At 54.0% G+C, this 19,575-nt stretch carries 17 protein-coding genes; 3 read left to right on the forward strand and 14 right to left on the reverse strand.

From position 1 onward, the window contains the following. Window positions 1-3: 3 nt before the first annotated feature. From KGZ92_10435 to KGZ92_10445, 3 genes are read right to left on the reverse strand one after another with little or no spacing between them, the layout of a single operon-like run. Window positions 4-423 carry a 2Fe-2S iron-sulfur cluster binding domain-containing protein gene (locus KGZ92_10435; protein MBS3889683.1) on the reverse strand — a complete coding sequence of 140 codons (420 nt, stop codon included), beginning with the start codon at window positions 421-423 and terminating at the stop codon, window positions 4-6. Window positions 424-454: 31 nt separating this feature from the next. After that, on the reverse strand, window positions 455-1,348 hold the full coding sequence (locus KGZ92_10440; GenBank protein MBS3889684.1) for a xanthine dehydrogenase family protein subunit M: 894 nt from the start codon (window positions 1,346-1,348) through the stop codon (window positions 455-457). A 4-nt stretch (window positions 1,349-1,352) separates the two neighbouring features. Next, window positions 1,353-2,231, reverse strand: a complete 879-nt coding sequence (locus KGZ92_10445) for a carbon-nitrogen hydrolase family protein (protein ID MBS3889685.1) — start codon at window positions 2,229-2,231, stop codon at window positions 1,353-1,355. Between the two features lie 238 nt (window positions 2,232-2,469). Here KGZ92_10445 and KGZ92_10450 point away from each other — a divergent pair, with 238 nt between their 5' ends. Then, window positions 2,470-3,258 (forward strand): cyclase family protein, encoded by a 789-nt coding sequence (locus KGZ92_10450; protein ID MBS3889686.1) that lies wholly within the window; start codon window positions 2,470-2,472, stop codon window positions 3,256-3,258. A 27-nt stretch (window positions 3,259-3,285) separates the two neighbouring features. Here the strand turns inward: KGZ92_10450 and KGZ92_10455 are convergent, their stop codons facing one another. The 8 genes from KGZ92_10455 to KGZ92_10490 form a co-directional block, all read right to left on the reverse strand. Further along, window positions 3,286-4,305 (reverse strand): molybdopterin-binding protein, encoded by a 1,020-nt coding sequence (locus tag KGZ92_10455; protein ID MBS3889687.1) that lies wholly within the window; start codon window positions 4,303-4,305, stop codon window positions 3,286-3,288. Between the two features lie 27 nt (window positions 4,306-4,332). Continuing rightward, window positions 4,333-5,715, reverse strand: a complete 1,383-nt coding sequence (gene yqeC / locus KGZ92_10460; protein MBS3889688.1) for a putative selenium-dependent hydroxylase accessory protein YqeC — start codon at window positions 5,713-5,715, stop codon at window positions 4,333-4,335. A 21-nt stretch (window positions 5,716-5,736) separates the two neighbouring features. Next, window positions 5,737-6,828, reverse strand: a complete 1,092-nt coding sequence (locus tag KGZ92_10465; GenBank protein ID MBS3889689.1) for an XdhC family protein — start codon at window positions 6,826-6,828, stop codon at window positions 5,737-5,739. After that, window positions 6,825-7,685, reverse strand: coding sequence for an EF2563 family selenium-dependent molybdenum hydroxylase system protein (locus tag KGZ92_10470; GenBank protein ID MBS3889690.1), 861 nt, complete (start codon window positions 7,683-7,685; stop codon window positions 6,825-6,827). Before KGZ92_10470 ends, KGZ92_10465 begins: the two co-directional genes overlap by 4 nt. Then, window positions 7,682-8,866: a CoA transferase gene (locus KGZ92_10475; GenBank protein MBS3889691.1), complete on the reverse strand. Its 1,185-nt coding sequence runs from the start codon at window positions 8,864-8,866 to the stop codon at window positions 7,682-7,684. Before KGZ92_10475 ends, KGZ92_10470 begins: the two co-directional genes overlap by 4 nt. 160 nt (window positions 8,867-9,026) lie before the next feature. Next, entirely contained in the window at window positions 9,027-10,202 is a 1,176-nt protein-coding gene (locus tag KGZ92_10480; protein ID MBS3889692.1) for a GNAT family N-acetyltransferase, read from the reverse strand. A 262-nt stretch (window positions 10,203-10,464) separates the two neighbouring features. After that, window positions 10,465-11,244, reverse strand: coding sequence for an ABC transporter permease (locus KGZ92_10485; GenBank protein ID MBS3889693.1), 780 nt, complete (start codon window positions 11,242-11,244; stop codon window positions 10,465-10,467). Then, window positions 11,226-12,191, reverse strand: a complete 966-nt coding sequence (locus KGZ92_10490) for an ABC transporter ATP-binding protein (GenBank protein MBS3889694.1) — start codon at window positions 12,189-12,191, stop codon at window positions 11,226-11,228. Before KGZ92_10490 ends, KGZ92_10485 begins: the two co-directional genes overlap by 19 nt. Before the next feature lie 183 nt (window positions 12,192-12,374). Between KGZ92_10490 and KGZ92_10495 the strand changes: the two genes are divergently transcribed. Both KGZ92_10495 and KGZ92_10500 read left to right on the forward strand, forming a co-directional pair. Then, entirely contained in the window at window positions 12,375-13,352 is a 978-nt protein-coding gene (locus KGZ92_10495) for a carbohydrate kinase family protein (GenBank protein ID MBS3889695.1), read from the forward strand. Then, window positions 13,339-14,778 carry a pseudouridine-5'-phosphate glycosidase gene (locus KGZ92_10500; GenBank protein ID MBS3889696.1) on the forward strand — a complete coding sequence of 480 codons (1,440 nt, stop codon included), beginning with the start codon at window positions 13,339-13,341 and terminating at the stop codon, window positions 14,776-14,778. The genes KGZ92_10495 and KGZ92_10500 overlap by 14 nt, the downstream gene beginning before the upstream one ends. 15 nt (window positions 14,779-14,793) lie before the next feature. Here KGZ92_10500 and KGZ92_10505 read toward each other — a convergent pair whose 3' ends face one another. The 3 genes from KGZ92_10505 to KGZ92_10515 form a co-directional block, all read right to left on the reverse strand. Next, window positions 14,794-16,209, reverse strand: coding sequence for a DUF1116 domain-containing protein (locus KGZ92_10505; GenBank protein MBS3889697.1), 1,416 nt, complete (start codon window positions 16,207-16,209; stop codon window positions 14,794-14,796). Beyond that, complete coding sequence (fdrA, locus tag KGZ92_10510) at window positions 16,210-17,751, reverse strand: acyl-CoA synthetase FdrA (GenBank protein ID MBS3889698.1); 1,542 nt, start codon at window positions 17,749-17,751, stop codon at window positions 16,210-16,212. Window positions 17,752-17,889: 138 nt separating this feature from the next. Beyond that, window positions 17,890-19,479 (reverse strand): ATP-binding cassette domain-containing protein, encoded by a 1,590-nt coding sequence (locus KGZ92_10515; protein ID MBS3889699.1) that lies wholly within the window; start codon window positions 19,477-19,479, stop codon window positions 17,890-17,892. Between the last annotated feature and the right edge of the window lie 96 nt (window positions 19,480-19,575).

Consider the following 19,575-nt stretch of genomic DNA (forward strand, 5'->3'; position numbering starts at 1 on the left):
TGGTTAATTATCTTTGGCGCAGGCTTTACTCACTGCCACCACAATGCGTTCGTAGCCTGTACAGCGACAGAGATTGCCACTTAAGCCGTCTCTTATTTCTTGCACCGTAGGTGCTTTCTGACGCGCGAGCAAAGCTTTAGCCGAAAGTAACATGCCGGGCGTACAGAAACCGCACTGTATGGCGCCTTCATCGATAAACGCTTGCTGCAGTCTATCTAGCTCCAAGTGATTCGAGAGCCCCTCAACCGTCACCACGCTTTTTCCCATAACCTCAAGCGCCAGGACAAGACACGAGTTCACGCTCTCGCCATCAAGAAGTACGGTGCAAGCCCCGCACTCCCCACCCCCGCACCCTTCTTTGGTGCCGGTGAGATCAAGGTCATCCCGCAGCACATCCAAGAGTCGGGCAAAAGGCTCGACCATAAGCCCTACAGCTCGCCCATTCAGCGTGAAACTAAGTTGTCTCTTCACTCGACATGCCTCCGTTTTCTCGCGGTGAACAAAGCGACAAAAGCTCCCTAAGTGCGCGCCCCGTTTGCACGGCCACTAAGTGGCGACGGTATTCTGCCGTGGCACGTAAATCAGTTATCGGCGATGCCGCGGCCACTACTTGGGACACGACTATTTCTAGGTCTTCCTTCGTCCAGACGGCCTGTGGCCTTATCTCTTCCACCGCCAGCACGCGCAAAGGTTTTGGCGCAACAGCGCCTAGGGCGACGCTGATCCTCCTGCCTGGCAGTAGTAGCATGGCGACCCCTACTTGGGCTAGGTCGACGGCCTTAGTGCGCGCTGTCTTAATATATACACTGACCGCTCTCTCATCTAAGAAAGGCAGTTCAATGCTCTTAACGATTTCACCCTGCTTAAGAACAGTTTTGCCCGGTCCAAGGAAGAAGTCACACAGGGGCACACTCCGCTCTCCAATAGCGCCTACTATGGACAAAGCTGCTCCCAAGATGAGCAAGGCGGGCACAGTGTCAGCCGCAGGGGAGGCATTACATATATTACCCCCTAGACTGGCCCGATTTCTGATTTGGTAGCTGCCTACAGAATGAACGGCCTGTCGCAAAGCCTGAAACCCTAGTCTATCTGGCAGAAATCGCTCAATCTCATTAAGGGGGGTAGCGGCACCAATACTGATTCCCCCGTCGCTATTCGCGCCTATTGCTCGTGACCCAGGTAGATGCTTGATGTCAACGAGGTATTCCGGCTTAAGATGCCCCTCGCGACAGCGGACTAAGATATCTGTTCCTCCGGCATAAACCTTCGCTGTGTACGGGTTAGAGGCGAGAAAATTACAAGCTTCAGCCCATGAGTTCGGCACCAGGTACTCAAATTCATTCCACATGCGCTCACTCCTTACGCACGGGCTTAAAGGGGCTTGGGGCCTTAACTAAAATGCCCTGGTAACTCAGGATATTTCGGTCCTCCAGATGATTAAAGAGCATGGGGGAGTCTATGCCATAGCTCGCATACTGCAGAGGGTCCGGGTCAAGCTCCGCGTAGAGCAATTCTTCTTGTGTTCGCGCCTGTGCTAAGCGCTCGGCTATGGGGCTGACTATCATGCTATTGCCAAAGTAATGTACATTTCCGGCATCTGTTCCCACCGCATTGACGGCGATGACATAGACATGGTTGTCGTAGGCGCGTGCGGTCGTGGTTAAATTCCAGATGTCGAAGCTGCGCAAAAAGGCAGAGGGTCTGACAATAATTTCGGCGCCCTGCATGGCCAACACTCGCGATAACTCCGGAAAGTCGCCATCGTAGCAGATAATCATGCCCACTTTGCCGAAGAGAGTGTCATAGACCTTAGCTTCGGTGCCTGCTGTCGTCCACCCACCGCGCTCCACCTGCTCGCCGGGGAAAGGATGCGTTTTGCGGTAGACACCCACTACTGCGCCTTGTGGGTCGATAAGCGCTGCCGAATTATAGACCACCCCGCGCTCCTGCCCACGCTCATAAGTAGGAAAGACTACATAGACCCCTAGGCGCTTGGCAGCGCTACATATGGGGTCGGTAAGTCGACCGGGGATGAAATCTACTCTATCCCACAAGTCTTCGGCAGACATCGCCGGCATAAAACCGGTGGTGACAGACTCGGGGAAGACGATTAGCTCTGCCCCCGTCTTAGCCACTGCTTTATCCATCCACGCCACAACCTTGTTTAGGCTACCCGGTATGTCATTAGGCAGGGGGGCTATTTGCACCCCTGCGACTTTCACCCTACGCACCAAACATCTCCCCCTCAGATGCCAGACTATGGGTGCACCCACAGGCCAGCACAGAATGCTCCCCTAATCTATGTCAATTATTAATAATTAATTCGCCCCACAGGCTTGCAATCCTCTGTGATGGAGACCAAAAATTCTTAATTCGCGCAACTTTGCTCGGCCAAACTTATCTCTTGCGCAATCTGGTGGCTAGTGTCACAATACTCTTGAAAAAGACTTTAAGGGGAGGGGATTTGCCATGCTAAACAATTGGAACCAAGTCAAAATGTACGACCTCACGCAGCCGCTCAGTCACCTCACTCCAGCCTGGCCCACCTACGAGCCACTGCAGATTAAATTCTTTAAGCGCCTCTGCCCAAACGGCGCTAACGGCCAAATCATTACCACGAGCAACCATGTCGGCACACACCTAGACGGCTCCCTGCATTTTTGTACGAACGGTCGTGACATCGCCTCTATTCCCCTGACCGATTTAATCGGCCCCGGCGTGGTCGTCGATTTAAGCGACATGGCCGAAGACTATGGTCTCTATACGTCGAAGGACATTACTGACCGCGTGGAGGTCAAAGAAGGCGACATCTTACTTATACATACGGGCTATATAAAATACTCCTGGGACCAGCCAGGAGCAGATGAAGTGCGGTACATGGTAAAGCACCCTGGGCCAACGCGCGAATTCGCCGCTTGGTGCCGCAAAATGAAACTGAAGTGGATCGGTGTTGACTGCGGCAGCGCCGACCACCCCATGAACACCAAGATTCGCGAATGGGCTCCCCGCGAGGCCAAAGAAGCCGACCTTTACTTAAGACGCAAGTACGGACGCTCGCTCGAAGAAACTTTCCCCGGGGAAGACTACCAGCTCATGCACCTTGACCTCTTCCCGGACGACATTATCCACGCCGAGAACGTCGGCGGTGAGCTAAGCAAAATATTAAATCGTCGCCTTATTATTGGCTGCTTCCCCTGGCGTCTCGTGGGCGGTGAGTCTTCTATCTGCCGCATCGTCGCCTTTGATGCCCCCGAGTAGTAGCCTTTGATTCACTTTAGAGGAAGCCTACTTGCCGAAAGGGCAGACAGGGTAGCGACATACTTCGCAAGCAAGGCACAGTCCCCCATGCCCTAGGGCGACGAAATCGTCGCGGCTCACTCGCTCGCCGGCTAAGAGGCGCGGTAGAACCAGGTCAAGTATGGTCGTGGCACAGTACATAACGCAGCCCGGCAGACCAACAATGGGCACATCGCCTAGGTAGGCCAAAAGAAACATGGAGCCAGGCAAGACCGGCGCACCGTAGGAGACAAGCTCTGCCCCTGCTAGAGAGATTCCTCTCGGCGTGACATCGTCGGGGTCTACCGACATGCCTCCACTCACCGCTACTATCTCTGCCCCCTCGTGGAGCAGGGATAGTATTTTTTTCGCTATTATCTCGCTATCATCTGGCACAATGATTTGGGGCAGCATGGGGCAATCGAAGGCCGCCATCTTGGCCGCCATAACTGGACCGAACTTGTCGGCAATGCGCCCATGGTAGACTTCATTGCCGGTGGTAATAAGACCTACTGTTTTTCGCAGCAAGGGCTTAGTCCATAGCACTGGGCCCTGGCGAGAGCACAGCTCTTCGACTTGGGCAATGCGCGCTAGGGGAATAACCAAGGGTATGACGCGCGTTCCCGCTAGCACCGTCCCCGCCTGAACTACTTGGTTACTATGGCGTGTAGCGACAATGACCTCGGGCACGGAGTTAACACTGTGCAAGGCGGGCACATTGACTTTTAGTAAGGAGCGCTCGCGCGCTAAGAAGTTAATCTTTCCTTCGGAGGCGCCCGTCAAGGTTATCCCTTCCCCTGCACAAGCCATGGCAATGCGCCGCGCCGCTTCATTCTCATGCAACAGCCCTACTTCCTCGCGCCAGACAAAAATATGCTCTTTGCCCAGATCCTGCAGCAGGGGTATGTCTTCAGCCCTCACTTGATGGCCCTTCTTAAAAGCCACCCCCTTAAATTCGCCGGGCACTATTCTCGTAATGTCATGGGCGAGGATAGCCCCCACCGCGTCCTGCACTCTAATCTTTTGCATGCTTGCCGCCTCCCTAGCTCACAGCACCTATAGCCCATTCTCGACTAATTTCACGTAGTCCTCTCGGCAATCAACGTCCTCTATCACAGCCTTATCGTCCACCGCCACCCCAAACAGGCGCTCACTATGGCGGCTCATCACTTCTTTACCGCCTGTATCGCCCTGCAGAAGGCGCAGCTCGCCATAGAGATCGGGGGGAAAGATGACGGGGTTGCCACGCCTTCCGTCAAAGAGAGGGTAGACAATAGCCCTCTCCTGCGACCAATATTCGCTTAGCAAGGTATCCACCGTGCTCCATCTCAGGCCGGGCTGATCACCTAGTGCAAATAAGACCCCGCAACGAGGACTAGTGATGTCGCTTTCTATGTGGGCTAGCGCGGCACGCACCGAGAGACCTAGGCCAGAGCGGTACTCCCTATTGTCGACTACCTCCACGGGTAGACCAAGTAGCGCATTGCGCACTTCCTCACCGCGATGGCCCACCACCACTAGCACCCTGCCCAAAGAAGACCAGAGCAGCGCTTCCACACTATGCCGCACTAAGGGCTTGCCTTGCCAGGGCAAGAGTAGCTTTTCTCCGTTTAAGCGACTCGATAAACCAGCGGCCAAGACCACACCTACCACCGCAGTCTCCGGGGGCCACACTTCCTCTACGGGGCGAGGAGCACGCGCCTCACCAATGGCGACAGATAACGGAGCCAGGTAGCGCGCCACCAGCCGACCATCTTTCAGCAAATCATTGGCTGCCTCTGTCTGCATGGCACCCGTGTTAAGCCAAACAAGATGTCGTGCCGAGGGGGCTTGCCCTTTAGCCAAAGAGACAGCTCGCTCAACTACCTGGGCCAGCACTAGGGGTGTTAGCCGCTCGCCTAGCGCTGCACCAATTAGTTCTGCCACGACTTCAGGGCGGTGCACCACAGCGGCGTCGAGCGGTTTTCGCAGAGCCAGAAGGGAGGCCACCGTGACAACTAGAGTGGCGCTTGGCGGTACGACAGGTTCGTGAGGAAGGTGCCCCTTAAGAAGCCTGCCTGCGGCGCCGTCTGCTTCAACCAGTATCACGCACTGCGGAAAAGCACTCTGTAGCCGAGCAACCCAAGCACTGGGGATGCCAAAGAGCTTCTGCTCATGGTCCTGCCCTGCCCCGAGGACCACGATATTCTTGTCTAGCCACTTCGCTTGTAGCCCTGCGACAGCATCCTCTATGGTAGTCGCCAAGATAGTGGCGTCGGCAAAAGTGCCCTCCGGAAAGGTGCGGTCAGGATGATACATTTTAGTCGTAGTGGTTACAAGGACCGGGCCCTGGCTGGCTAGCTCACTAGCCAGTCGAAACATCAGGGTGGTCTTGCCGCCGGCACCTATAAAGGCGACAATGTCGCCCTGCTCTACTCGCATACTTTGCCTAATATTCACCTTGGCACCGCCTTTAGGCCCTTACACCCGCTCTATTAAGACCAGCATCTTACCACCGCAGGCTAAACCTTCGTCTTCCATCACCGGGCCTGTCATATCGATGGCATACCACTCCGGGCAGCCATCTGCTATGACTGTTAGAGCCTTACGGCGCACGTCGGCCTCTACACAGCCCCCGCCAATCGTACCCACTGTCCTACCGTCAGGATAGATGAGCATCTGCGCCCCTGCCTTACGCGGTGCAGACCCCCATGTACTGACGATGGTGGCTACTGCGAGAGGCGTGGCTTGGTCTTCCTTCGTAACTGCTTGTACCACCGCCAGATCAGCGGCACATCCCCCTGCCCACGGGGCTATCGACCGCGAGGGACGATTCTTGAGGCTAGTAATCTCAGCCAGAATACTAACGGCGATTTCGGCAGGTGTCTCAGCATTGATTTCTAACCCAATAGGGGCGTAGAGAGCAGCCACTCTTTCGTTAGCGAAGCCCTCAGCGAGGAACACTTCGCGCATTTCACGCACCCTGCGGCGACTACCGATCATGCCAAGGTAAGCAATGTTTGCCAGGATAAGTTGACGCACGCACATGGCATCATGGCGATGCCCGCGCGTGACGACCACGGCGTAAGTTTGGCGAGTCAAGATGAGGGAGGCGAGTGCTTGGTCAAACGGCCCGCAAATCACCTCTGCCGCCTCGGGGAAACGCGCAGCGTTAGCAAAGAAAGGGCGGTCATCAATGACCGTGACTACAAAGTCGAGCAAGGCTGCCATCTTAACGAGAGGCTGCGAAATATGACCGCCCCCACAGACAATGAGCCGCGCTGGTGGTGAATACACTATGGCCACATAGGTGTCGGTATCGCCAGGAGCAAGTTGAAACTGCACCACAAGCTGTGGAGCGCGTGCCTGCGACAAGAGCGCACTGCGCGTCTTAGTCTCTAAGGGGGGCAGCACAGCGTCCCCGAAAGTAGTGCCGAGCAGCTCTAAGGTGACTTCCTTGGCGCTACCGGATAGAGAATAAAGTGCTCTCTGCCGCGCCGAACTGACCAGCACGGCAGATTTCCCCTGCCTAAGCTGCTCCCACAAGGCTCCGTAAATCTCCCTGTCAGTCATGAACGACTACTCTCCTCTCGCTCTTCTAGTTGCTCTAACCACATTACGGCCTCCAGCACTCCTCCACCAATGGCGCGAGCCTTGTCCGAGATAGTAAAACAGTCTTCATAAGAGGCAGAGGGGTCTATATCACCTATCTTCTGGCCCGCCGCGACCCATAGACGGGGGAAGAGCAAGCCCCTAATTCTGCCTGCCCATGCGGCGAGCACCTCTTGGTGCACACCATCACGACACACTAGGCCTACCCTCTCTCCACAAGCGACTAGGTCGCCGATGCTCTTCTCTGGCCACCACTCCCCGTCGCGCGGTGCGCGCAAGAGCCTTTGCCAACTTGCACCCGCCACGGGAGCCGGGCAACCGGTGTTCGCCTCTGCACTACCCGCTAATAGAACGCGCCCTAAGTGATGCCCACGGTTAGTCTCTACTACGGCATGCACATCGACCCCAGCGGTAAAACCCGGGCCTAGTGCCACCACTCTTGGCGCTAACCCACGGTGCGTACCGGTGGCCTGCTTGGCCATTATGGCATCTACGACCACCTGTGGCTTTAACGCTTCTATAGTGTGTGTGGTAGCATCAATAATCAGGGGAATCTGCCCTGCGGACCAATAGCTATGCAAAAAAGCCCACGCGTCCTTAGAATCGGTAGGCAATCTGTCTTTAACTAGTACGCCACAAAGGTCTTCCACCTGCACCTGCCCACAGTAGCAAGCAGAAGCCAAAGATACCGTCCGCCTAACTACCGTAGGCAATTCTTGCTCTAGCAGGAGGAGCCCAAAACCTGCCCGCCACAGCCTCTGGGCAACACCTGTGGCGAGGTCACCTGCACCGCGTATGACGACAAGTGGCTTTTTCAAATGGCGCCAACATCCTTAAGCCGCCTAATCTCGGCCTCGCTCAGCCCTAAATCGCGTTCCAGTACCTCGGCCGTGTGCTGCCCAAGCAAGGGCGAGGGCCTGCGCACCTTGCCCACAGGGGTGCCCGAAAGTTTAATCGGACAGGCTGCCATTTTCAGCTTGCCGGCAAGGGGGTGAACTACTTCTTCAATCATCTCACGCGCCGCCACCTGCGGGTCAAGCAGCACTTTGTCAATAGCGTTGATGGGACCACAGGGTATTCCCGCCCCGTCAAGCAGGGCGAGCCACTCTTTTGCCGGGCGTAGGGCGAAAATGTCCCCGAGTAGCGTTTCGAGTACCCCCCAGTTTTGACACCGCCCCGCGTTCGTGCTAAAGCGTGCATCAGCAATTAGCTCCTGCCTACCTACTAGGCGACAAAACTGCGCCCACAAATTATCATTACCGATGGCTATGACGAAAGGCTCGTCCGCGCCCTGCACGGTGGTGAAAGGCGCGATAGAGGGATGCCTGTTGCCAATGCGACTAGGCACCACACCGCTCACTTCGTACCGCGTAATGGCGTTCTCTAGAACAGCCACCTGTGAATCTAGCATGGCGACATCGACCATTTGGCCTAGCCCCGTAACATGGCGATGACTGAGTGCTGCCAAAATACCGATCGCGGCAAATAGCGCCGCGTTTATGTCGCCGATAGACGCACCCACCCGCGTGGGAGGACCCTCGGGCGTACCGGTGATACTCATGATGCCACCCATGCCCTGCACCACTACGTCGTAAGCCGCTTTATGCATGTAAGGCCCCGAATGACCAAAGCCCGAAATGGCGGCATAGATCAGCCGCGGGTTTATCTGTCGCAAGACATCGTAACCTAGCCCTAGCTTCTCCATCGTCCCCGGGCGAAAGTTCTCGACCAAGATATCGTACTGCCCGATCATTTGTCTGAATATGTCTTGTGCTTCAGGCAATTTGAGGTTTAGAGTTATGCTCTGCTTATTGCGATTAATGCTCATAAAGTAGGCGCTTTCCGTGCCCAAAAATGGCCCAAATGCTCGCGCGTCGTCGCCAACGTCAGGCATCTCTACTTTGACCACCTCGGCACCTAAATCAGCCAAAAGCATGGTGCAATATGGCCCTGCCAGCACCCGCGATAAGTCGAGAACCTTAATCCCCTCTAATGTCATAGCGCACATCAGGCGTTCCGCCTCCCCTCAAATTCTAATGCTGAACTATTCTAACAATTTATCTTGCCCGCTGCCTACTGTCAATTGTTATCAAAACTTAGGCGCCTTGCCGCTACTTGTATCGCCGCCTGCACGACACAAGGGGCATCTCCAGGCCTTGCTAAAAGTAATCCAAAAAGGCACAGGGTTTCTTGGGCACTAGGGTCTGCAGGGTTTCTAAGGCTCGCTTGCTACCGCGAATCAAGCCGCTTTCATGCAGAAATTCCGGCCGCTGACTGCCCAAAAAGGCAGCGGTAAAGGCGTTGATGTCCATAGACAGACCATCAGCATGCTGACAGGCGGTCTCAAGCGTTGCCGCTTCTTGTGCCGAGTACGTGACCCCTTGCGGCGAAATCGTAAAGAGTGCGTTGTTACAGTGGACACTCGTATCACGCACGCCCAAAGTCAAGTTCACGTGCTTTTGTGCTAGGTACTGCTCCAAAAACTCTTTCACCATGACCACCTTGCCCATAAAATCCGGCATAATCTCCATTTTAGCTGCCGGATTGCGCCAGAGAAATGGCATTGATTCAGGGCCAGCGAGAGTGATTTCTACCCTGGTGACCATCGAATCATGATTAGCGATGAAGTTCCACAGACCCCGCCGGCTCTCTTCGTCAAGATAGACATACTCGTCAACCTGCAGCATCTCGCCGCTAATTTGATACTGCAAGTAGCCCCTTGGTTCGCGGGCTTCGTTAAAGTAGATGGCGAAAGTTGTATTGTTGAACTTAGTGTAATGCCACCATTTTTCGGAGCGCACCAGCATGCCACTGTATTTCTCGGCGAATTTATGATAGATCAAATTTAGAATGCTAATATTTTCCTCCGAACTTATCCTCTCCACCTGCCCCGGAATACCTTGATAGTGAAAGAGATCTTGTCTTGCCACGACAGCCTTCCTCACGTCGTTGATGATTTCATAGCCATAGCGACGATAGAAACTAATGTCAAAGGGATGGAGGTAGCTAAGCACCTGTCCGCTCTCACGCATGGCCAGCTCTGCCTCGCCTATCAGCCGATGGACTAAGCCCCGCCTCCTGTGTTCGGGATAGGTGGAAATGCTAGCCACACCACCCATGCGGTAATCCTGCCCCTCTAGGCGTACTGCCAAGGGAATGACGTGGAGCTTAGCTACCATCTCCCCCTGGAAGTAGGCCCCCAAAATACGATGATCCTCCATGAAACGCGCCCGCGCTTGCCGCTTCTCGCCCTCCAGAACATACTTAAACGAGTATTCTGATAATTTAATGGCATCATCAAATTCGCTCTGACCGATGCTTCTTACTTCATACACCGCTTCTCCACGCTCGCTCTCAAATCATACTTTTCTAAATCCCAACTCAATTCTATCATCTTCATATTAACATGAGCAGTAGCCGCAGGTGAATGATATTGCACGACCTGAGCAAGAAGCAAGAGGCAAGAGAGAAGACGCAAGAGAGAAGAAGTAACGCCTATTGCGACAGCGGGGATGGTTCTTTTTGTCGCAAAATGCCGACAAAAAGAACCATCCCCGCTGTCGCAACGTCTCCGCTATAGAAGGGCACCTGCCTAAGCTAGTAGTGCCCTAGCAACCCCTTGCTACGGGCTATGCGTTCACTGACGCCGAAAAGCAGCACGCCTAGCCCTAAGTAAAATACTCCCACACCGACCAAGGTCACGAGGTGGACGGACTCTAATTCCCACAGGCGCTTGCCATGAATCATAACCTCGCGCAGCAGGAAGTTGGCCATAGAAAGGGGCAAGAAGCGAGCCCAGGGGAACTGTGCCCACGGCACAGTGAGAAAGGCCAAGAAAACGAATTGAAAAATGGAGAAAAAGGCTTGTATGCGCTTGTAAACGAGGGCTAAGCCCCCCACGGCAAAACCGACGCCGTAGGCCGACATCAATGCGAGGGCAAAGATAGGCACAATGCTAACTAAATCGATGTGGAGCTCTTTTCCCGTGCTAACTAAGAGCAGCCCCAACATAATCGCTGCGTAGCCAAACTGTAGTACCAAGTTGCAGAGCAGGCTGTAGGCATTAAGCAGACTAAAACCAAAGGGAGAAATATATAGTTGCTCTAGCGTTCCTACTTGCGCTTGGGCATTTAAGTCCCAGGAAAGCTCACTGTAGGCCATGATCGACAGCGTCCACAAAAGGTAGCCGACGAGCATGCCCTCTAGAGTGTTCCCTGCGGCTAGTGCTGCGCCGCCTAAGTGCTGCGCTCCAAAAAACAGGATCATGAACATGGCATACATGGACACGATCATCGAGAGCGTGTTAAAGGCATAGCGCTTAAGCTCAATAATATTGCGGTAGAGAATCACTCTAAAGGCTACGAGGTGCCGTTGCATTTCTCGCGCTCCTTTCTCACTAAGGATAAAAAGGCCCGTTCTAGATCTACTTCCTGCTGATTTATTGTTTCTACGGCTAACTGCTGTGCCCGCAGGAAATCCATTAAGTCATACAACATCTTGGCCTGTGGGAGATTTACGAAGAGGGTTGACTGCCTATCTTCAACTTTAAGGTCAACATTGCCAAAAGAATGCCGCAGTGCCTGTTCGGCTTCTTCGGCCAGAATACCGTCTAGCACCAACCTGTAGGTACGGCTGCGCAAGACGGCCAAAAGATCGGCAATCTTATCGTCGGCGATGATGCGCCCACCCGACATAATGATGACACGCTGACAAATGTCTTGAATTACGGCCATGTCATGGCTACTAACGACTAGCGTACGCCCTTCGTCAGCGGCTAAGCGCTTAAGGGTCTCACGCAGTTCATAAGAGGTCTCAATGTCTAGCCCTACGGTAGGTTCGTCGAGGAACACGAGTGGTGTTTTCTTGGCGAGAACAGCGCAGATGGCTACCTTCTGTTTCATACCCTGAGAGAGTTGTCGCACCTCGGTGTGGCGCTTATCGGACAACCTAAACTGGTCTACTAAGTGGGCAAAGTAGTCCTTCTCCCGCTGCACAGAGACTCCATGTATGCCCGCGAAAAAGACTATGTTTTCCCATGTCGTCATGCGCCAGTAAATGTTACGGCTGCCCTCAAGCACCGCTGCCACCCGCGAAAGGGCCGCGCCCGGATGGGTGAAAGGGTCGTAACCCCCGACGGAGATCTTTCCGGCAGTGGGCAGCATAATACCCAGCACAGACTTAATGGTCGTAGTCTTACCGGCCCCGTTTGGACCAAGCAGTCCAACCACCTCCCCAGTGCTAACTGAAAAGGTAATGTCGTCAACTGCCTTGACCTCTTTCTTGCCACTGACAAAAACTTTGCTCAAATGGCTGACTGCTAGCAAATCTTCATCCTCCCCATAGTCCACGGCCCTACTGCCAGACCGCGAAGCCCTAACATCTTTGTACGTGCGCTGACAGAACAAGTTTCCTGGCTTGCTCACCTTGACAAGCTTACGAGAGCAGACATACAATCCATCATAAGCTAATCTAGACAAGTCACTTGCCAAGAAAGGAGGTAGCCTAGCATGCCCATGTCGCGACCAGACCCTTATGTAGTGGTTATCGGCGGTGCAGCCATCGATATTACCGGCTTCCCGCGGGGGCCTTTTCACCTCGGCGACTCAAACCCCGGGCGCATAAGTACGGCGTCGGGAGGCGTGGGCCGCAACATCGCGGAGAACCTCGCTCGCCTCGGCATCCCTGTTAAAATGTTAACTGCTCTAGGTGATGATGACCTTGGTCACCGCCTACGTGAAGAGAGCGAAAGAATCGGCATAGACCTTACTCACGCACTTATGCCTAAAGACGAGTGCACGGCTACCTACCTAGCCATTGTGGACGAAGAGGGAGATATGAAGGCGGCTATCGCCAGCATGGATATCTTCGAGCACATTACCCCCGACTATGTGCGCGGGCACGACAGTCTGCTACGCAGTGCGGCGGCCATTGTCGTAGACGCTAATCTCAGCCAGCCCGTACTGACAATGATTGCCGAGGAGTATGGCGACTGCCCACTATTCGTGGACACTGTTTCTTCAAGTAAAGCCGCGAAACTAAAGCCTGTGCTGGGGGCCTTTCACACCATAAAACCAAACAGGTACGAGGCGGAGTTTCTTTCCGGCCAAGGCATCCATACTGCAGACGACCTCTTAGCCGTAAAGAATTGGTTTATCACGCAGGGTGTCAAACGGGTATTCATCAGTCTAGGGCCAGGCGGTGTAGTGTATGGCGACGAGCTGACCTACGCCCAAATTAGCCCTGCCCCTCTCAAAATGGTAAACTCCACTGGCGCCGGAGACGCCTTTATGGCCGGACTAGTATACGGATACCTGCACAATTACACACTTGAGGCCACCGCCCTGTTCGCACAGGCCATGGCCGCCTTGACAGCGCGCTCACCTAGAACCGTACACCCCGAGATGTCATTAACACGCGTGCAGAGTATGCTACCAAGCGAAAATCCCCTAGGAGAAGAGAGGAGTAATACTAATGCTCATGCATAAACACTTAGATCTCAGCCCGGAAGTGCAAGCTGCCCTAGCGGCAGGCAGGCCTGTGGTCGCTTTAGAGAGTACGATAATTTCTCACGGCATGCCTTTCCCGCACAATGTAGAAACTGCCCGGCGCGTGGAGGACATAGTGCGCTCTGGCGGCGCTGTCCCCGCAACCTGCGCTGTTGTCAAGGGCCGACTGAAGGCCGGCCTGACGGAAGAAGAAATGCTGCATCTCGCTCAATCTAATTCTGTGATCAAAGCCTCACGGCGCGACCTACCCTACCTCATCGCGGAGGGCCTAGACGGGGCTACGACTGTGGCCTCGACGATGATTATCGCTGCCCTCGCTGGTATACAGGTTTTTGTTACCGGCGGCATTGGGGGCGTACACCGCGGTGCGACGGAGACTTTTGATATTTCGGCAGACTTGGCAGAATTAGCACAGACAAATGTAGTTGTTGTCTGCGCCGGCTGCAAATCAATTTTAGACATCGGGCTGACCCTAGAATACTTAGAGACACAGGGGGTGCCTGTACTCGGCTACCAAACACCCGACTTCCCTGCCTTTTACACCAGGAAGAGCGGCTTTGCCGTTGATTACATGGCCGAAAGCGCTCTAGCAGTTGCCAAGACGGCGCAAGCGAAATGGGAGCTAGGGCTACAAGGCGGTATTGTCGTGGCCAACCCCATTCCCGCAGAATTTGCCATGGACGAGGCGGAAATAGCGCGGGCTATCGACAGCGCGCTACGCGAAGCAGAGGTGCGTGGCATAAGGGGCAAAGAAGCCACCCCCTTCTTACTCTCCCAAGTCACTGAAGTCACGGGTGGCCAGAGCCTTAACGCAAATATGGAGTTAATCTACAACAATGCCGCGGTCGGTGCCCAAATTGCCGCCGAACTGGCCGCACTGCGCTTTCCGCGACAAAAAGAACCGTCCCTTTTGTCGGATGTTGAGGCCTTTATCGAGATACCCAAGGGTAGCACCAACAAGTATGAATTCTCTACCGAGCGCAATATGTTCTTCCTCGACCGAGCACTATTCTCGCCCATGCATTATCCCGCAGAGTACGGCTTCATCCCTGAAACATTGGCTGACGATGGGGACCCTATGGATATCATGGTGCTGATGATGAACTCTACTTTCCCGGGCTGTGTAATCAGAGCACGCGTTATCGGCATGTTTCTCATGGAGGACGATAAGGGTACCGATGTAAAAGTAATAAGCGTCCCCGTCAATGATCCCCGATTCACCGAAATGACCGATATTTCTCACATGGGTTCTCATCTTAAAAAAGAGTTTGAGCACTTTTTCTCACAGTACAAACAACTAGAGGGCAAGGCCGTCACCGTGCATGGCTGGGCTGACCGTGAGCATGCCATAGCCGAGATTGAGCGAGCCCGCGCCGGATATCTGGAATTTGCCGCACGGCGCTAATTGCGACAAAAAGAATCATCCCTTGTCAAGGGTCGCAGCAAAGTCCACGAGGGCGTCGCGAAAGCACTTAAAGGGTGGCGACACAAGCCCTGCCCCCACTTGTCCTACGCCCGGCTCCTTATGCGCCATGCCCGTGTTAATGATGGGCAAGACCCCGGTTTCGACAACCTTGATGATATCTATGCCGAGGGGAGTGGGCTTGAAATCAAGCGCAGGTAGGGTGAAGGCGCTGTTTTCACCATGGCAGATTTCGTGCATCTTGAGTGAATAGTTATGGGCATCTTGCACGCTACCACCCACAAATTTTACGATCGCCGGTGCGCCACCCATCGCAAAGCCACCGATCCCTAGGGTCTCGGTAATGGCGCTGTCGCCGATATCTGGCGCAGCGTCTTCTTTGCTGAACCCGGGAAAGAGCAAGCCGGAAATATAGTTGGCAGGCCCAGTAAACCACTGATCGGAGCTGCTTATTTTTATACCAAACTCAAAGCCGTTGCGCGCCATAATGGTGATGATACTCGCTTTTGGCACGCCGTGACCTGCTTGCAAGGTCACTTTGCAGTAGGGCATGGACAAGTTAAGAAAGTAATGGTCATTGGCCTTGATAAACTCGAGGACGGCTTGTTTTTGCGGCAAAGAGAAAGTGGTTTTTAGCACCCAGCCCATAATTTCACGCAGAAACAAGCCGGTAGAAGCTTTATTGCGGTTGTGGCACTCATCGCCCATGTGCAGTGCCTGCGCGACAATCCCCCCCACGTCGATGCCGCCCGCAAGAGTTAGGGCTTGGTCTAGTACTGGTGCGAACTCTTTTTCAATCCACCCAAGTCTCGCCAAGACCTCTTCGCTGTAAGCCCCATAGCGCAGCACCTTGCCTAGCCCTTCGTTTATAGTGCAGTAGGCATAATTGCCATGCACTGGGTCATGCAAGATATGCACGGGCATGGAGGGCGATACAATGCCCGCCATCGGCCCTACCGCCCCGTGCTCATGGCAGGGGGCAAAGCGCACCTCGCCACTTTTGGCGAGATTAGCCGCCTCGTCTTTATCTTTAGCCCAGCCCTCGTAAACTAAGGCTCCCATGATAGCTCCCCGCATAGGACCCACCATGTTTTCCCAGTCAACAGGTGGTCCAGCATGCAAGATAGTCCGCTCGCCCATACCCACGACCACATCGCGAGCACGCTTGACCCCCACTAACCGTCCTGTCGCAGCCTTAACATGGCGCAGCACCTCGTCGTTGGCGCTCTCGATCTCCGCTCTATGCTGCGCCAGGCGTGATAATACCGCCAACAGTTCGACATCGCCCTCGGCGGGTGGTCGCCAGTCCAAGTGCACATGGGGAACCCCCTGTAGCCGCAAATCTGCGTTAAAGGCGGGAGTACCAACATTGATGACTTTGAGTGTTTGTCCCAGTAAACTTTGCTGCCCCATCTAAACTCCCCCCGCCACTATTTTACAGGCCAGTTCGGCAGCCTGAGCAGTACTCGTAGCCGTTAGCACCCCAGCCGACTCTAGCTTCTTGCACTGTGCGTCATAACCCTGCTTGTCGAGGTCGGTGCCGCAAACATAGCCGACTACAGCCAGATGCCTGCCACTTTGCGCGGCTATTTCCCGGGCAATATGAAGCGTGGGCAACGTCACGCCCACTGGGTCTGCATGCGAGCCGTACCCTAGCACAAAATCTAGGATGAGCACGGCTACTTCGGGGTCACTGGCCTCTTGCAAGATGCGCTCTAACCTGATGCTAGGGTCAATCATGGGGTGGGGTCTACCCTGCGTGAAGATGTCATCGCCTAGGTCTATAAAACAATGCCCACTGCTCACCAGGGGATTCAACAGTTTTTCATTGTCACGCTTAGCCACATTACTAAACACAGGCTGCACGCGAGCACGAGAGAGCATAAGCGCCTCCGCACAGAGCGTCCCCCCACAGTAAAGGCCGCGTATAAAGCGCTGCGTGGGCATTAACTTGCGACCTTCTTCCCTGGCGAGCGCAGCAAAGAGACTGTTATCAACGCCCTCGCCCTGAGCCCGCGCCCCGGCCAAGCCTAGCGCTACTTTCGCTGCTCCCTCGAGAGTCGCGACAAAATGCCACCTCGCTTCAGGATTATCTACAGGTTCGCCATCCAAGAAACAAACTACTACCGGCTTCTCTACGCCAACGAGAGCCTCTAGAATAGCCCCCTGCACCTCGCGCGCTGGCGGCTTAGAAAGGAGCACTACGACCAGAGTCGCGGCATCCTCCGCTAACGCCCTAATGCCTGCGAGCATCATCAGCCCGCCCACGTCACCGCTCAAATCGCGTCCACCCACTCCTATAGCTTGCGAAATGCCGCCGCCTAGGCGATGAATGAGCACGCTTACCTCCTGCAGGCCTGTCCCCGAGGCCGCCACCAAGCCAATGTTTCCCGCCCGCACACGGTTGGCAAAGCCCAGCCCCACACCATTAATAATCGCTGTGCCGCAGTCCGGCCCCATGAGCAGCAAACCTTTCTCTTTCGCTAGCGCCTTGAGCCGCACCTCTTCTGGCACGGAAACATTATCGCTAAAGATCATGACATTTAAGCCTTGTCGCAAGGCCAACTCTGCTTCCCGGGCCGCATACTCCCCTGGGGTGGAGATAACAACGAGGTTAGCGTCAAATTGTCGCAGTGCACTACTAATGGTCGCCGGGCTGATACCCTGCCCCTTTCTCTCTTGCTTGCCGCCACCCTTAAGTGCATTCTCAAGCTGCGCCACAATAGACGGGCTAGGCACCTTGGTGGTAACACCGATAACGCAGTCGTTAGCTGAGGCGGCACGAAGCTCAGTCGAGTCAAAACCCCTCTCCACTAGCATGGTTTTATTCATCGCTGTGGCCATGAGCATGACTACCAGTTCGGCCCCAGTCTCCTCTTTTACTTTGGCAGCGACAGACATCAGGGTCACTGAATCGAAATACTCATTTCGCAACACTTTTAGATATACAGGCATGTAGCGACCTCCCACTCTTGTGCTTGGCGCCCTTGCGCAATATTCAGACGACCAACTAGTTCTAGACTAGGGGGGCAAAATCCTTCGCCTCATTAAAAAAGCAACATCCTCCCGTAGGGAGGATGTTGCTCTAGTTCTTTAGGCAGTAACTTTTTGTAGGTACTCATCGTAGGTACCGCGTAAATCCAAAAGGCCTTGCGGTGTAATCTCTAGAATGCGATTGGCAATGGTTTGCAAGAGCTGATGATCATGCGAAGTCATAAGAATGTTGCCGTTATAATCTGTCAAGCCATTATTTAAGGCCGTGATGGCTTCTAGATCAAGGTGATTGGTCGGGTGGTCAAACAGCAGCAAGTTCGGATTAATTATCATCATCTTAGCCAGCATCAGGCGCACCTTCTCGCCCCCCGACAGCACCTTAACCTGCTTCTCGCCGTCCTCGCCAGAAAACAACACCCTACCGAGGAAGCTACGCACATGATTGTCGGTCTTAATAGGCGAATACTCACGCAGCCAGTCCACCAAATTAGTGGTGACACCTTCAAACAGAGCTGAATTGTCCTTGGGAAAGTAGGCCTTAGAGATGGTAATACCCCACTTGTAATAACCAGAGTCGGCCTCCATCTCTCCGGAAAGAATCTTAAGCAAGGTGGAGTTAGCCGCTTCGTTCATACCGACAAGCGCAATCTTGTCTCCCTTGGTCATGGTGAAGCTAATATTGTCGAGCACCTTGACTCCATCTACCGTCTTGGTGAGTCCCTTAACAGTGAGTATGTCCTTGCCGGGCTCTCTCTCGGGCTTAAAGCCTAGGTATGGATAGCGGCGGGTGGAGGGAGTGATGTCATCAAGGGTAATCTTCTCGAGCAGGCGCTTACGTGAAGTGGCCTGTTTAGACTTAGAAGCATTAGCGCTAAAACGCGCTATAAACTCCTGCAGATGCTTGATGTGCTCTTCTTTTTTCTTGTTTTCGTCCTTCATCATGCGTAGGGCAAGTTGGCTAGACTCGTACCAGAAATCGTAATTACCAACATACAGCTTAATTTTGCCGTGATCCACATCTGCCATATGCGTACAGACTTCATTCAAAAAGTGCCTATCATGGGAGACGACAATAATCGTGCCCTCGTAGTCGGCAAAAAAGTTCTCTAACCACCGTATTGACCGCGCGTCAAGGTTGTTAGTAGGCTCATCTAGAACAAGAATTCCCGGGTTGCCAAAAAGCGCTTGCGCCAAGAGCACTTTCACCTTATCAGCGCCTTGGAGTTCTTTCATCAAAGCCTGATGCAGGTCCACGCCTATGCCTAGGCCCTGCAAGAGCGACGCCGCGTCTGACTCGGCTTCCCAACCGTTCATTTCGGCAAATTCGCACTCTAGCTCGGCCGCCTTTATACCATCTGCATCGGTAAAATCAGGCTTGGCATAGAGGTCGTTCCTAGCCGTAATGTTCTCAAAAATTCTGGGGTTACCCATGATCACCGTCTCCAGCACTGCTTTGTTGTCATACTGGTACTGGTCTTGCTTGAGTACCGACATGCGCACGCCACGACCCACGCTAACCTCGCCTGTACTAGGCTCGAGATCGCCCGAGAGAATGCGCAAGAAAGTGCTCTTACCCGCACCGTTCGCCCCAATAACGCCATAGCAGTTGCCTGGCGTGAACTTAAGATTGACATCGGCAAATAACTTCTGCCCGCCAAAATGCAGGCTAACATTGCTCACGTTAAGAATGGTCTACCGCCCCTTACATGTTTTAGACATACCTTTTAATAATAGCACAAAGTCAAGCCTGTTGCTCGCTTTAGCAACAATACTTTCTCTAACGAA

This window comes from Bacillota bacterium (genome assembly GCA_018333655.1).
GTDB lineage: Bacteria > Bacillota > UBA994 > UBA994 > UBA994 > BS524.

What these genes read in the sequence shown, in the direction of transcription:
- KGZ92_10435 (MBS3889683.1), bottom strand. Translation starts at nt 423, where the DNA reads ATGGTCGAGCCTTTTGCCCGACTCTTGGATGTGCTGCGGGATGACCTT.
- KGZ92_10440 (MBS3889684.1), bottom strand. Translation starts at nt 1,348, where the DNA reads ATGTGGAATGAATTTGAGTACCTGGTGCCGAACTCATGGGCTGAAGCT.
- KGZ92_10450 (MBS3889686.1), top strand. Translation starts at nt 2,470, where the DNA reads ATGCTAAACAATTGGAACCAAGTCAAAATGTACGACCTCACGCAGCCG.
- KGZ92_10455 (MBS3889687.1), bottom strand. Translation starts at nt 4,305, where the DNA reads ATGCAAAAGATTAGAGTGCAGGACGCGGTGGGGGCTATCCTCGCCCAT.
- KGZ92_10465 (MBS3889689.1), bottom strand. Translation starts at nt 6,828, where the DNA reads ATGACTGACAGGGAGATTTACGGAGCCTTGTGGGAGCAGCTTAGGCAG.
- KGZ92_10475 (MBS3889691.1), bottom strand. Translation starts at nt 8,866, where the DNA reads ATGACATTAGAGGGGATTAAGGTTCTCGACTTATCGCGGGTGCTGGCA.
- KGZ92_10485 (MBS3889693.1), bottom strand. Translation starts at nt 11,244, where the DNA reads ATGCAACGGCACCTCGTAGCCTTTAGAGTGATTCTCTACCGCAATATT.
- KGZ92_10495 (MBS3889695.1), top strand. Translation starts at nt 12,375, where the DNA reads ATGCCCATGTCGCGACCAGACCCTTATGTAGTGGTTATCGGCGGTGCA.
- KGZ92_10500 (MBS3889696.1), top strand. Translation starts at nt 13,339, where the DNA reads ATGCTCATGCATAAACACTTAGATCTCAGCCCGGAAGTGCAAGCTGCC.
- KGZ92_10505 (MBS3889697.1), bottom strand. Translation starts at nt 16,209, where the DNA reads ATGGGGCAGCAAAGTTTACTGGGACAAACACTCAAAGTCATCAATGTT.
- fdrA (MBS3889698.1), bottom strand. Translation starts at nt 17,751, where the DNA reads ATGCCTGTATATCTAAAAGTGTTGCGAAATGAGTATTTCGATTCAGTG.